A 15,770-nucleotide genomic window follows, 5' to 3' on the forward strand; every position below is an offset into this window, starting at 1 on the left:
TTTTACTTTGCAGGTACAAGGTGCCGGGCTGGCCTTTGCCGCCGCCGGCGTACACATCTTCCAGGCCGTCGCCGTTTACATCGGCTTGCACCAGACATGGTCCGGCGAAGGACTGCGGGTTCACCAGCAAGGGCTGCCGTTTAAAATCATTTACCCCTTCCTGCTGGTGCGTATATACTAACGGTGATTTTACTTCCGTAAAAGCTGGTTTTGAATGTGCCGCCTGGTTGCGATAAGTGCCGTTGGCATCTTTTTCCTGCAGCGTCAGCAATTGGTTGGTCGAAATATTGCGGAGTACCTGCTGTTTGCCGCTTACCCACACAATACGCAAAGAATCTACTTTATTATCCTGGCCTAACCCAAAATGTAATACCGGCGTTACACTCGATTGAAATCCCCGGAAGGGCATTTGCTCTTGATATTGCTGTTTGCCCTGGGTGTAAAGAAACACTTTGGCTCCTACACCATCCGTATTCTTGCCGCTACCGGCGAGTTTCAGCTGCAGATAATGGTGCTTTAGTTGCTTATCGGATTGGTTCTGGTAGATAAAAGCCGGCTGGTTGAGGTTATTAGAAATAAGGTCCAGATCGCCGTCGTTGTCCAGATCAGCGTAAGCTGCACCGTTGCTGTTCGAAGGAAAATTTATTCCCCAATCAGCCACTTTATTCGCGAAAGTAAGATTGCCGTTGTTTTTAAAAATATAATTTTTAACGTTGGAAGCAGGTATTTTCGCTAATAAAGTCTCAATATCCTGCGGGCCGCCCCGGCCGTTCAGGCTTTGCATATAAGAACTCCGGTACTTAATAAAGTCCAGATTTGTGAAATCGCGCAGAAAACCGTTAGTAACAAATAAGTCTTTCCAGCCATCGTTGTCGTAATCGGCAAATAAAGGCGCCCAACTCCAGTCGGTATTAGATAAGCCGGCTAACTGCCCAACCTCACTAAAAGTACCGTTGCCGTTATTAACCTGCAGCATGTTGCGCATGTACTGGTAATGAAACCCAATCCGCAGGAAAAGGTCGAAGTGTTCGTAATTATCCGGCGAGAACAATAGCTTTTGCCGGCGGTTGTCTTCCGGCAGCATATCCAGCGTGAAAATATCCGGTAAAGCATCATTATTTATATCGGCAATATCGTTACCCATCGAATAAATAGGAATATGGCCGATACTGGTTGGCAGCTTATTGCTGAAGGTGCCGTTCCCATTATTTATGTATAAATAATCCGGTGCGGAATAATCATTCGAGACATAAATATCCGGCCAGCCATCCTGGTTTACATCGGCAATGCCGGCCCCTAAACCATAGGTAAGTGCTGAACCGTGCAGACCGGCCTTGTTTGACACATCAGAAAAATGCCCGTTGTCGTTGCGAAATAATTTAACCCGCATCATCGGCTCGGTGCGTTTCAGAATTTCTTTAAACGCTATATCGTCGAGGTTACGGAACAATTCTGGATTATGGTTCAGCAGAAACATATCCAGGTCGTTGTCGCGGTCGTAATCGAAAAAGCTGGCGTGGGTGCTAAAAGCAGAATCGGCCAATCCGTAGGCTTTAGCTTCTTCTAAAAACGTAGGGGTGCCCTGCGCATCTGTTCCCTGGTTAATAAAAAGCTGGTTCATCCGACTCTCTTCCGGCAAATTGCCCGAATAGCACACATATATATCCTGCCGGCCGTCGCCGTTCACGTCGGCCATGGTAACTCCGGTTTTCCAGGCGTATGCTTTGCCTGTTACGCCCGCCGCCTCGGTAATATCCGTAAACTGCATATTGCCTCTGTTCAGGTACAGGCGGTTAGGAGTCATGTTGCCGGAGAAATAAATATCCTGCAGGCCATCATTGTTAATATCGCCAACGGCCACGCCGCCTCCGTTATAAAAATATTGGTAGGTTAGTACATTGCCGGTAGCGCTCTCGGTAAGGGTATTGCTGAAGGTAATATTTGTCTTTTCGGGCGGTAATAACGAGAACAAAGTTTCGGCTGCCGGCAGCTGCGCTTTTTCGGTTGCGCCTTTCTTTTTACAACCAGTTAACAGACATATTGCTGTTGCCAGTACAAGAAAGACATTAATATGAAAAGGTGGCATTTGTGGTATTTAGGAAAATATAAAATTAATCAATCTAAGACAGATCTCCATCTCGGATTAAATATTTAACAGCAGAAACAAATTTGCCTGCATATAAATTTCATAGAACCGGTTTGATTTTATAGCATAAGCGGGCGGCACCTGTTATTGCGGCGGAATGCGCTTGCTAATAGTACTGCGAATTGCTTGATTGGCTACTCAAGCTTTCCCAATCAAACTTTACAGCCATGTACAGATACAAGAAAACGAATAAAAATTCTTTTTTATTTCTTATATTGGTTGGCAGAGATGAATATAGTTTCTTACCACACTTTAGCCGATCAGGTGCTCTTCGACTTGGTAAAGTCTGAAGATGAAGCTGCTTTTAAAGAAATTTATGAGCGGTACTTCGATGTGTTGTATATTCATGCCTATAAGAGATTGCAGAATAAGGAAGAGGCCCAGGATGTAATCCAGGAAGTATTTGCGGCCCTTTGGGACAAGCGGGAGCATATTTCTTTAACCAGTAGTTTACCGGCCTATCTGTTTACGGCCGTTCGGAATCGAATACTGAATAATCTCGCCCACAGAAAATACGAGTTAAGCTACCTCCAATCGCTGCAGCAATTTATCAACCAGGGCGTGTGCCAAACCGATCATCTGGTTAGAGAAAATCAACTACAGACCTTAATCGAAAAAGAAATAGCAGCCTTGCCGCCTAAAATGCAGGAGGTTTTCAGTTTAAGCCGAAATGCGCATTTAAGCCATAAAGAAATTGCCGCCGAACTGAACTTATCGGAGCAAACGGTAAAAAAACAGGTAAACAATGCCTTGCGTATCCTCAGAACCAAATTAGGCTTGCTCATCTTCCTCTATTTTTTATTCAATAAAAATTTTTAATATTTTTTTCAGTTTCTCTACCTCCTGTTCTGCTTTCAACTGTCTATCTATTTAAATAAGGATAGAAACCCTCATGGATAATAGGGAAGCAAAAGAACTATTAAATAAATATTTAGCGGGTAACTGTACGGAAGAAGAAAAAGCTTTAGTAGAAAGCTGGTACTTGGAATGGCAGGGAGGCGAATTTGATTTGAGCCAGAACGAGCTCGAATTAATGAAAACGCAAGGTTTAAAAAAACTCCTGCCATCAGATAAAAAGAAATCAGGCTTTTCTTATTGGAGTAGTTATGCGGCAGCTGCTGCCGTTTTTGTTATTGTCCTTATAAGCGCCATCCTATTTAATAATTATAGCAACAAAAAGCCGGGGTCAGAAACAGCGCTAAAGCAAACAGCCAAACCACTTAAAAACGATGCTGCTCCCGGCAGTAACAAAGCGCTGCTTACGTTAGCAGATGGTACGGTGGTGCCCCTAGATGAGGTTAGAACCGGCAGAATAGCCGAATTTTCTGGTGTTACCATCCGCAAAACTGCCGATGGCCAGGTTGTCTATGAAACTTCCGCCTCTGGCAATAATGCAGCTCAAGCAACTTCTATTGGCTTTAATCAGATAGCTACGCCCCGCGGCGGGCAACATAAAATTATATTACCCGATGGCACCAAAGTCTGGCTGAATGCTGCTTCTTCCCTGCGTTATCCGGTTCAGTTTACTTCTAATACCCGGCGGGTGGAGCTAAAGGGCGAAGGGTACTTTGAAGTGAATGGCCAGAAAACAAAGACCGGAAAACGAATTCCTTTCTTCGTAAGTACCGCCTCTCAAACGGTGGAGGTATTAGGAACACATTTCAATATTAATGCTTATTCCGATGAAGCGGCTGTGACAACTACTTTATTAGAAGGAGCCGTTAAGGTTTCTCCCAACCTTTCCGGAACAAAAAAATATTCAGGTGCTAATAATGAAACCGTTTTAAAACCGGGACAGCAGGCTATTTTAAGAAATAATAATTTTCAGGTAAGAGAAATAAACGCCGAAGACGCAGTAGCCTGGAAAAACGGCTATTTCAGTTTTGAGGAGGCAGATTTACAGACCGTAATGCGTCAGTTATCGAGGTGGTACGATGTAGATGTCGTTTATGCCGGCGAAATATCATCTGAAACCTTTACGGGCAAGGTACAGCGGAATATGAGCCTGGCGAAAGTGTTGGATATTCTTTCCTATGCCCAAATTAATTTTAAAATGGAAGGCCAGAAATTGATTATTACCCCTTAAGCGAATGATTCAAAAGAAATAGATTGTTTAACTAAACTTAGAAACATGCAGAAATAACTACCTCCATCCGTCCACCCATGAGGCAGAAAAAAACCGCAGAAGTGTTGGCGCACCTCTGCGGAATATAATCTGAGCTAACCTCCTATCCCCGGAGCAGGGATAAAAAATGCAATAGAGACTTGATTTATTATTAACCCAGAAATCATAAAAGTATGATATTAAATGCTTATACGCAACGCGTGCCCGTTGCCTGGCCGCGCTTATCCAGAAAAATAATCATGGTTATGAAATTAACTACCTTCTTTATGATTATTGCGCTTATGCAGGTAAGCGCCGAAGGCTTTAGTCAAATTAGCCTGCAGGGTAAAAACACTTCTTTAGAGAAGGTTTTTAAGAATATAGAGAAGCAAACGGATTATGTTTTTTTTACCCGCGACGCGGTGCTGAAAAAGAATATTATCAGCATTAATGTAAACAATGTTTCTCTGGAAACCGCTTTGGATATTTGTTTAAAAGGCTTGCCGCTCACTTATAAAATAATAGATAAAACGGTGGTAATCCGAAAAACAAATGAAGAAAAAGCTCCGGACAAAACAGAGGTTTTTCTCCCGATTCCAGTGCGGGGCAAAGTAACCGACGAAAAAAATCAGGCTTTGCCAGGCGTGAGCATTCAGGTGAAAGGAACCACCTTAGGCACGGTTTCCAACGCCGATGGCACTTACGACATTTCGGTACCCGACGATAAAGCCGTGCTGATATTTAGTTATATCGGCTATACTTCCCAGGAAGTAGATGTAAAAACCCAGGGGCCATTAAATATTGTGCTGAAAGAAGACCTCGCGAAGCTGGAAGAAGTGGTGGTAGTGGGTTACGGCACCCAGAAAAAGGTTAATTTAACCGGGGCGGTTGATGTGGTTTCGGGTGAACAGCTGTCTAACCGGCCGGCGGCCAACGTTTCTTTACTCATTCAGGGCGTTTCGCCTAATTTAAATATTGGCTTAAATAGTTTTGGCGGCGAACCCGGAGCTACGCAATCCTGGCAATTAAGAGGCGTTGGCTCTATTTCGGGCAATACTTACCCACTCATTCTGGTAGATGGCGTCGAAACGAATATCAATTACATCGATCCGGCAACGGTAGAAAGTGTTTCCATCTTAAAAGATGCCTCTGCCTCAGCTGTTTACGGCTCCCGAGCTGCCTTTGGGGTAATATTAATCACTACCAAAAAAGGAGCAAAAAACCAGCCGGTTCGGATAGAGTACAGCAACAACACCTCCTTCTCGGTGCCTATTTATATTCCGAGTATGGAGAACTCGCTGGTATATGCGACCGCCTTTAACCAGGCCGCGGTAAATGCCGGTATAACGCCCACCTTTCCCGCCGAACAGGTAGAAAGAATAAAAGGTTATATCGACGGCACCTATAAAACAGAATACAATCCAAATAGTCCGCCGGTAAGCCAATGGCGGGGCCGCTGGGATGGCAATGCCAACTATAACTGGACGAAAGAATATTACAAGAAGTACGCCTTACACCAAAAACACAACCTCAACCTAAGCGGCGGCACCGAAAAGAGCCAGTATTACATAAATGCCGGCGTATTTGACCAACCTGGAACCTACAGTTGGGGAGACGATAGCTATAAGCGGTATAATATTTTAGCCAACCTAAACTCGCAGGTAAAAGATTGGGTTTCGTTTAACTTTAGTACCAAGTATGCCCGAAGCGAAACCGATGTGCCGATTGGAGTAGTAGGCTTAGACCGGACTTATACCTGGTCGCAGTTTATTGATTTCTGGCCCACCATGCCTAAATATAATATTGACGGCTCTATCGCGAACCCCCTCATCTTAGCTTTGGAAAAAGGCGGCAGAATTGTTTCCGAGAACCATGATTTATGGATGAATATTGGTACCGAACTAGAACCCATAAAAGGCTGGAAAACCAATTTAAATTACCGGTATAATTACCGCTGGGGTTCTAACACCCAAGACCCCAAACCAGTACCAGTGCCCATTCCGAACGGATCAACCGGAAATATTGGCGAAGCCACCACCGGCTACCGTTCTAGTTTAAGCCAAGGGCAGTATACCCAGGTAAGTTTATTTACCTCTTACGAAAAATTATTAGGCCGGCATTACTTCAAAGGCTTAGTTGGGTACGAACAAGATGCCGACTACAACCGCGGCTTATTAGGCTCAAAAATGAATTTAATAACTGCCGAAGTGCCTTCCATAAGCACGGCCCTCGGCGATTTTACCTTAGATGACTATATGAACCACTGGGCCACCAAAGGGGTGTTCGGCCGTTTAAATTATAATTTCGACGAAAAATATTTATTGGAGTTCAGCGCCCGCTACGATGGTTCTTCCCGTTTTGCGCCGGATTCCCGGTGGGGTTTCTTCCCCTCTTTTTCGGCCGGTTATAATATTTCAAAAGAATCTTTCTGGTCGCCGGTTGAACCTTACGTAAATACCTTTAAACTAAGGGCGTCTTATGGTTCTTTAGGTAATCAGAATGTAGCTAATTATTTGTATTTACCCACCATTCCCATCGCCTACCAGCGTAACGCTTCTGATTTTGCTAATCCGGGTTACCTTATAAATAATGAAATTCCGTTATATGCCCGCCCGCCCGGCCTCATCAGCGATAATTTAACCTGGGAAACCATTACTACCCTGGACGCTGGGGTAGAAGCCGGATTTCTGCAGAACCGTTTAAACCTGGTTTTTGACTGGTATGACCGCACTACTTCTAATATGTTAGGGCCATCGGTGCAGTTGCCATCCGTTTTAGGCAGTGGTGTTCCGTTCAGCAACAATGCAAAATTATCAACCAAGGGCTTCGAATTATCGTTGGGCTGGCGAAGCCAAATTTCCAATGACTTTTCGTACGATGCCCGCGTGACTTTAGGCAATAATAAAACCACCATTCTGGAATATTTAAATGAGTCCGGCTCTATTAACGGGTGGTACAAAGGAAGAGTGTACGGCGATGTCTGGGGGCTAACCACCGATAGAATTATGCAATCGGCCGACGAGGATAGGCCGGACCAATCCTTTTATCATAACAAATGGGGCCCCGGTGATATTATTTACAAAGACCTGGATAACAATGGTATTATTAACGAAGGCAAGCGTACCCTGCAGGACCACGGGGATTTATCGGTAATTGCCAATACTGCTCCTAAATATAATTACAGCATCAGCGGTGGGTTCCGGTGGAAAAACATCGACTTTAATATGTTTTGGCAAGGCATCGGGAAGCGGGACTTCCTGCCAAACGCTAATTCGGAATATTTCTGGGGATTGATGGGATCTCCCAACAGTTCTGGGATATTTAAAGGCGGTAGAATGCTGGATTACTGGCGGCCGGCTAATGAAACAAATCTGTTAGGGCCTAACACCGATGCTTATTTTCCCAAACCCTATTTTTCTTTTACCGAGCGCAGCAAAAATACCCAGGACCAGAGCCGCTATGTGTTAAATGCCGCTTATTTAAGGCTGAAGAACCTGCAGATTGGGTATACCATTCCGCCGGCAGTGTTAAACAAGTTCTTTATCCAACGGGCCAGATTCTACGTTTCCGGCGAGAACCTTTTAACCTTTTCGAAGCTGCCCAAAATGTATGAACCCGAAACGAGCGTTGCTTCTAACCCCCGGGAGGGCGGGGTTGATTTAGGCGAAATATATCCGATTAACCAAATGTTTTCCGTAGGTGTCAACTTATCTTTTTAACCGGCCTTAAAACTTTAGAAATCATGCATAGATTAAAATATATCCTCATTATTCTGCTAGGCGGCCTGCTGGCCGCTTGTCAGAAAGAAGATTTTTTAGACAGATACCCCCTGGATGCGGTTACCGAACCGGTTTTTTTTAAGACCCCGAATGACCTGAAGATTTACATGAACCAATATTATAACCGGAGTAATTTTCCGGTGATGGAAAAAGGGAAAGGCGATGTAGGAACCGATATTTATATCACAGAATCTTCCATTAATCCGAGGCTGGAAGGCAGCAGAAGTATAAACAGCGCGCCGGGTCTTAATTATACCAATATCAGAAGTGTAAATTATTTCTTCCAAAATTATAAAAAATGCGAAGCGGATTTTAAAGAATACCAGCAATACGTTGGCGAAGCCTTCTTTTTCCGGGCCATGTTCTATTTTAACCTGCTAAAAAGTTTTGGCGATGTACAATTGGTGGAGTCGGTACTTACAACCAGTTCGCCGGAACTGTACGGTACCAGAAGTCCCAGAAATATAGTGGCCGATAAAATTATTTCGGATTTGGATTCGGCAGCCTTATATCTTTCAGCCAATAAATCGAATGGTCATGACCGGATTAATAAGTGGATAGCCCTGTTATTCCAATCGCGGGTGGCGCTGTACGAAGGTACCTGGGAAAAATATCATGCTGGTACCAAGTTTGGGGTTGCCGCCGCCGACCCAGCCAAATATTTTAACAAGGCAGTAGAGGCCGCTTCCAGCGTAATGAACTCCGGCTTATATGATGTTTATTTGACCGGAAAACCTAATCAGGATTATAATGATTTATTTGGGCTAAGAGATTATTCTACGAATAAAGAGGTGCTATTCTGGACCAAAATGAATCTTAGTTTGGGAATCCATTCCCATAGCAAACTTTACCGCCTGGAAACACCCGAGGGTTTTGGCTTAACCAAACAATTAGCTGATTCTTATTTAAGCAAAGACGGTAAACCAATCTCTAAAAGCCCCTTGTTTAAAGGTTATGATAATATTATCTTAGAGACTGAAAATCGCGATCCGCGCTTTATTCAAACCATATTTACACCGGGGTCACCGTGGTACATCGAGGCCAATGGCGCCATCCGGAACTGGCAGGAGGCCTACGCCAAATTATACTCCAACTCTACTTATTCTTCCGGCACCGGCTATGTGCGCCGCAAAGATTATAATCCTACAGTGGCGTATCATCATTTAAATTTTGAAGAATCGCCCACTATTCAATACCGCTACGCCGAGGTTCTATTAAATTATATTGAAGCCAAAGCCGAATTAGGCCAGATTACGCAGGCCGATATTGACAAAACAGTTAAAAAACTGCGGGATAGGGTAGGAATGCCTAATTTAGAACTGGCCAACATCGAGACCGACCCGAATTGGGAGTTCCCGGCTTTAGCACCGGTAATTAACGAAATAAGAAGAGAACGGAAAGTAGAATTGGCATTAGAAGAATTCCGCTGGGATGATATTGCCCGCTGGGCCGCCGCCGATGAATTAATTGTAGGAAAACGGCCCAAAGGCGCAAAAGTCTCCCAGTTTACGAATAAACCTGCTTTGCCCACCGATGAAAATGGATTTCTAGATCCGTTTAAAAATGCCCTGCCCACGGGTTATGGTTTTAAGCTGGACCGGGATTATTTAAATCCGTTGCCGCAGCATGAACTTACCTTGAACAATAAACTGGTTCAGAATCCTGGCTGGTAACGAGGCCCTCACCCTAAATCCCTCTCCTGAAAATGGAGAGGGACTTTGATTACTCTTACAGCTATTGTAATTATCTCCGGCTGTTAAAAGCGTTTCCCTTAAAAAATGCGTTACCAGAGCTCCCCTTCGCCTCAAGGAGAAGGGGTTGGGGGATGAGGTCCCTACTCCGTCTAACTTCACTTAAATCGTTCTAATTTTAAACTTCACCACTAAATGTATAAAAGATTTTACAAGCCTCTTCTCTGCCTATTAGCCACCTTCCTGTTAATCCAACCTTTTAAAGCGGCCAGCCAAGGTAATAAGTTAATTTCAGACGAAGCGGAGACGGTCCGTACCGATGCTTACGAAAAACAACTGGAGAATTATCTGCAACATTATCTCGTAGATGAGTACGAAGCCCGTTCGGCAAAGGCCTGGAACCGGGATTACAGCAGTCCGGAAGCTTTAATTCGCAGTGTGGAACCTAACCGCAGAAGATGGGAGGCTGTTTTAAGTCCGCCGATGCTTGCCAAGACCGGGCCGCTTGCCCGGAAACCCTACCCGTTAGGCGATGTACAAGGTGAGTGGATTGAGCTTCCGCTGGGATTATTAACTGCGCAGGCCGTTCTGGCTTTCCCGGCTAAAGCAAGTAAACAAAAACCAGTCCCGCTCATAATCGTGCAACACGGTATCGGCAGTTCACCCGAAACCTCCTTTTCGCCGGGTGGCTACCACGAATACGCAAAGGGTTTGCTGAAAGCCGGTTTTGCGGTATTAGTGCCAATGAATTTGCGATCGGTAGAACGACGGAATAATATAGAACGCTATGCCCGTTTGGCCGGTACCAGCTTACCCGGTATTGAACTGGTAAGGGTGCAGCACCTGCTGGATGTGGTATTGGCTGACCCGAGAGTGGATGCGGAGCGGGTAGGCATGTGGGGCGTTTCTTTGGGGGGTATGGCCACCATGTTCTGGATGCCCTTGGAGCCACGCATTAAGGCCGGCGTGGTATCGGGTTGGTTTAACGAACGGCGGAATAAAATGGTCATAAAAGATAGCCGTTACTCCAGTTTTGCTCCAACCGAAGAACATGCTTTTTTTAACGGGTGGTTAACCGAATTTACAGATTATGATGCGGTTTCGATGATTGCGCCCAGGCCATTAATGATTCAGCACGGCAAAAAAGATGGTATCGCTCATTGGCCGCAATTAATTGAAGAGTACGACAAAGCTAAAGTGCACTATCAAAAGCTAAATATGCCCGAAAAAATAGAACTAACCTTACACGAAGGGGGGCACGAGGCGGTGGTAGATGATGGCGTAAAATTTATGGCCAGATGGTTGAACACAGCTTCAGCAAAGAAGTAATCTTTTGCGGTGGGCGTTGCTGCCTTGATTAGGGCAGTAGTTTAATCAGAAAGGCACGAACCGGGGCAACAGTGCATTTGAAAGTTCTTTTATAACGTTCTGCTTCCGGACGCCTTGCATGTACTAGATTTCCAGTTGCCTATATCAGCCTAATGCGCATCTGGGTTTACCAGCTGTTTTTCCCTTTTCCTGCTGTTTCCTTAAATATCAGCAGCGAATTTTTCAAAGACACCTGCTTTCATCGGAATATTTGGAAGGTCAGTAGTTCCAGCCGCTTGGCTGAAGCTGCTGACTTTTACCCATCTCTAAACGCTGCCAAAGCTCCTTGCACCTAGAAGGTAGCTTCAGCTTTCCTCCATACTTCTTAGGTCTTACTCCTGCAACTTAATAGGTTTTAATCCGGCCGAGTTATTACAATTACTCTGGATTAATCAGAACCATTAAAATTTAATCAGAATAAATTGGAGCTTATCTATAACAGTATCTCTTCAAAATACTAATTTCTGTCGTTATTAAATATAGATGCCAAGCTATGTTTTATAAGTATGTTTAAATAATTTATGCAATTATTTATTTTATAATAAACCATTATGTTTATTGAAAAGTATACTATAAATCAAAATTTATATTGAATATTTAGCTAATAAATTGCCTTAATTTCGTGTAAAATTTAAAATAAGTGTTATTAAAATGTTTATATATGTAAGAGGCACTTTCTTCTGATTCATGAATATTAAATGTAAACTTAAATGAAAGGGCTCAGGCGCTAATCTGATGATTTGAAGTCTGATTTATTCTAAAGAACTTAACAAAAAGGGCCCTTTAGTACCCAAACTTATAAGGTTGTTAACATTTCGACCCTACATCTAAAACATTTGAGAGCCTGTAGTTAACAGAACTTGCCTACATTTATGATAGACAAAGCGAGAAGTTTTTACAGAATATTCTTATCCAAAGGAATTTTTTAAGACCGAAATAAATTATCTGCATTGATCTGGGTGTGGAACGAAGCTAAATTGGATTGCCAGTGGTTAGAAAAGTTCAATTTTAACTGAAGCACAGAAGGGCTCGATAAGGCGAATCAAATTGAGGATATAAGTAAGTAGAACAAGGTTTTTAAGTCAGGTTATATTCGAAACGAGATAAAGTTGTGGCCTTGCCTGAAAATACCTGATAAATTCTGATGTAAGAAGGAAGTCTGAATTAAACAGCTTTTGCGAATTAAAGAATAGAATAAGATAGGAGCAGGACTGCGCAGTTGAACTGAAATACCCGTTAGCATCATAATATATGAAGTTTTACCCTGGTGCCGCTACTATCTAGGTAGTGTAATAAGAGTAGAAAGTTAGATTCTAAAATGGATTGAAGAAGCAATTTTTAAATTAATAGAGTAAAGTTTAACCCCTAAAACACAGATTGAGCAAACAAATAATTAATGCACACACACACACACACAAACTAAAATTTACCACCTAATTCAAATTCCTTTATGATTAAAAACATGTACCCAGACAAAGATTATCTAAAAAGTAATCGTGTCTTTCAATTTAAAACAGCCTGGAAAATTGTGGTCATTTTATTGGCCCTTTTTACCCAGGCCTATGACGGTATGGCGCAGGCAGCCAAGCGTGCCATTACTGGTAAAGTAACTTCTGCTTCCGACAACTCGGCTTTACCGGGCGTTAGTATTGTAGTTAAAGGCACTAATAATGGCGCAGCTACCGATGTAAGCGGTAACTTCTCTTTAGAAGCGGCGCCTACCGATGTCTTAGTGGTTTCTTTTGTTGGTTTTACTACCCAGGAGGTAACAGTAGGTAACAGAACAACCCTTAATATTAGCCTGAAAGAAGATGCTAAAATGCTGAGTGAAGTAGTAGTGGTTGGTTACGGTGAAGTAAAACGTAGTGACCTGACCAGTGCTCAAACTACCATTGGAGCCGCTCAAATAGAGAAAACGGTTAATACCACCATTGAGCAGGCCATTCAAGGCCGGGCGGCCGGTGTTTACGTAACCCAAAACACCGGTCAGCCGGGTGGCGGGGTTTCGGTAAACGTTCGGGGTATTAACTCCATTAATGGTACTAATGAGCCGCTTTACGTAGTGGATGGGGTTCAGATTCAACCAGGTAACGTTGGTTTTGGATCTACCAGTTCTTCCAACCCTTTAGCCGGATTAAACCCTGCGGATATTGAATCCATGGAAATTTTGCAAGGCCCGTCGGCAACAGCACTTTATGGTTCCAGAGGAACAAATGGGGTTGTTTTGATTACTACCAAAAGAGGTAAATCTGGTGACATGAAGGTAACTTATGGTTATACCTACTCTTTGCAAGATAAGCCCCAACCAGTTGAAGTAATGAGTTTGCGGGAGTATGCGACCATGACGAATGAAATGCGGGCCTTAACCGGGGCAACACCAAATCTTGATTTTGCGGACCCTTCTATTCTGGGTGAAGGAACTAACTGGCAGGAAGCATTATTTAAAAGAGCTCCTTTAAATAAGCATCAGTTGAGTTTATCCGGCGGGGGAGAGAAGACCCAGGTTTATATGTCAGGTGAATATTTCGACCAGGACGGTATAGCCATCGGTTCAAACTTTAAACGTTACTCTTTCCGTTTAAATGTTGATAACCAGGCACGTAAGTGGCTTAAATTATCTACTAATTTATCTGTGAACCAGACAAACGAAAACTTGTCTTCTACGCAGGAAAACGTGATTTTAACGGCGCTGCAAATGTCTCCGGGTATTGCGGTAGTAAATCCCAATGGTACCTGGGGTGGTGCAGACGAAACCAATGGGGCGGCTGTTCAATATACGCCGATAAACCCTATTGCCATGGCCAATTTGGTGCAAAACGATTTGCTTAGAAGAGGCGTTATTGGCGGCTTAAATGCAGATTTTAATATTTTAAAAGGATTAACCTTTCGGACCTCCTTCAGTGGTAATGCTAATTTTGGTAACAGCAATTATTTTGTGCCTTCTTACCAGATTGGTGGCCGCAATAACCCAACTGCCACATTAAATACCAGTAATTCAGCCGGTACTTACTGGAACCTGAACCAGTTGTTGCAATACAATAAAACAATTGGTAAGCACGCCATCAATGCAATGGTCAGCCACGAATCTCAAGAGAGCAGAAATCAGGGTATTTCGGGGCAAAGACAAGGCTTTTTATCAAATGATTTCCCCGTGTTAAGTGCCGGTAATACCCAAGGTCAGACCAATAACAGTAGCCTTGGCGACTGGGCAATGGAATCTTACTTAGGACGGGTTATTTATACCTTCAATGATAAGTATGTACTGCAGGGGGCTGTCCGTACCGATGGTTCTGCAAACTTTGGTCCGGGAAATAAGTGGGGTGTTTTCCCGTCTGTTTCCGCTGCCTGGAATATTTCACAGGAGGCTTTCATGGAATCAGTGCCGGTAGTTAATGATTTTAAACTTCGTTTGGAAACAGGTTTAACCGGTAATCAAGGCGGCGGCGGCGGTATTTATTCGCCTATGAGTACCATTCCTACTACTTGGGGTTCAGGTTTTGTGGTTGGTCAGTATGGTAACCCTGATTTGCAATGGGAAGAAACAAAAACCAACAACATAGGCTTTAACCTGAGTTTACTGGAAAACCGGATTCAGTTAGAAGGTGATTTCTATATTAAGAAAACCGATAACCTGTTATTGGTACAGCCACTGCCTGATTATTTAGGTGCTACCGGTAACGGCAGTATTGGTAAACCAACCGTTAACATTGGTTCGCTGGAAAACAGAGGTTATGCGCTTAGTTTAAATACCATTAACATCGACCGGGGTGGATTTACCTGGAACACTAATTTTAACGTATCGGGCTTCCGGCCTAAAGTAACCGAATTCTACTCTGCTTCCGCCATTGTAGAGCGTTCTGCCTGGTTTATGCGTTATTTTTCGCAGCGTGCGGTAGTTGGTCAGGCTCCTTGGCAGTTCTATGGTTATATCGAAGACGGTATTTTCCAATCTAAAGAAGAAATTGAAAATAGTGCTTTGCCAACCCGGAATGGCGTAGAGTTACCGGTAAATGCTGAAACTGGCGTTTGGGTAGGTGATACCAAATACAGAGACATAAATGAGGATGGCGTAATTGACGAAAGAGACCAGACTTTCTTTGGTAACCCTTGGCCAAAAGCAACCTTTGGTTTAACCAACACTTTAAACTACAAAGGCTTCGACCTGATGGTGTTGTTAACCGGTTCTTATGGTAATGATATTTACAACTATGTACGTTTCTATAACACCAACCCGAATAACATCAACGTTGGTCAGAACATGATGAAAGAAACCTATAACTACGCCAGAGTGGGTGGCGATGCCAATAATCCGACTTTATTAAACCCGGGTTACGATGTGCCTCGCATTACCGCTGCCAACGTTAACGGTAACTTCCAGCGGATTACCAGCAAATATGTAGAAGACGGATCATACATCCGGTTGAAAAACGTGCAGCTTGGCTATAATATTCCCAAAACATTCCTGGCTAAACAAAGTGTGGTACAGGGTGCCCGGTTAACTTTAGGTGTACAGAACCTTTACACCTTCACCAAATACAAAGGATTTGATCCGGAGGTAGGTGCTTATGTTGGCCGTGATGCCCAGGTAAGTGCGCAAACCATTGGGGTAGACTTTGGCCGCTATCCATTAACACCAATGTATACTTTAAGTGTAGGAGTAGATTTTTAATAATTAACAGTTT

General features: G+C 43.5%; 7 protein-coding genes. 6 read left to right on the top strand and 1 reads right to left on the bottom strand.

The features are described from left to right. The coding region (locus tag AAE02nite_RS18515; RefSeq protein WP_146901208.1) for a CRTAC1 family protein at nucleotides 1–2,086 on the bottom strand (2,086 nt) is incomplete at its 3' end. Nucleotides 2,087–2,374: 288 nt separating this feature from the next. Between AAE02nite_RS18515 and AAE02nite_RS18520 the strand changes: the two genes are divergently transcribed. The 6 genes from AAE02nite_RS18520 to AAE02nite_RS18545 all read left to right on the top strand — a co-directional run bounded on the left by AAE02nite_RS18520 (nucleotide 2,375) and on the right by AAE02nite_RS18545 (nucleotide 15,757). Further along, nucleotides 2,375–2,965, top strand: a complete 591-nt coding sequence (locus AAE02nite_RS18520) for an RNA polymerase sigma factor (protein WP_146901210.1) — start codon at nucleotides 2,375–2,377, stop codon at nucleotides 2,963–2,965. Nucleotides 2,966–3,038: 73 nt separating this feature from the next. Continuing rightward, on the top strand, nucleotides 3,039–4,232 hold the full coding sequence (locus AAE02nite_RS18525; protein ID WP_146901213.1) for a FecR family protein: 1,194 nt from the start codon (nucleotides 3,039–3,041) through the stop codon (nucleotides 4,230–4,232). Nucleotides 4,233–4,444: 212 nt separating this feature from the next. Further along, entirely contained in the window at nucleotides 4,445–7,969 is a 3,525-nt protein-coding gene (locus AAE02nite_RS18530; RefSeq protein ID WP_146901215.1) for a TonB-dependent receptor, read from the top strand. Nucleotides 7,970–7,992: 23 nt separating this feature from the next. After that, entirely contained in the window at nucleotides 7,993–9,702 is a 1,710-nt protein-coding gene (locus AAE02nite_RS18535; RefSeq protein ID WP_146901218.1) for a RagB/SusD family nutrient uptake outer membrane protein, read from the top strand. A 213-nt stretch (nucleotides 9,703–9,915) separates the two neighbouring features. Beyond that, entirely contained in the window at nucleotides 9,916–11,049 is a 1,134-nt protein-coding gene (locus AAE02nite_RS18540; RefSeq protein ID WP_146901220.1) for a dienelactone hydrolase family protein, read from the top strand. 1,489 nt (nucleotides 11,050–12,538) lie between these two features. Next, a complete protein-coding gene (locus AAE02nite_RS18545; protein WP_246151150.1) occupies nucleotides 12,539–15,757 on the top strand; it encodes a SusC/RagA family TonB-linked outer membrane protein in 3,219 nt (1,072 codons plus the stop codon). Nucleotides 15,758–15,770: the final 13 nt, after the last annotated feature.

The sequence above is a fragment of the Adhaeribacter aerolatus genome, from assembly GCF_007991635.1.
Classification (GTDB): domain Bacteria; phylum Bacteroidota; class Bacteroidia; order Cytophagales; family Hymenobacteraceae; genus Adhaeribacter; species Adhaeribacter aerolatus.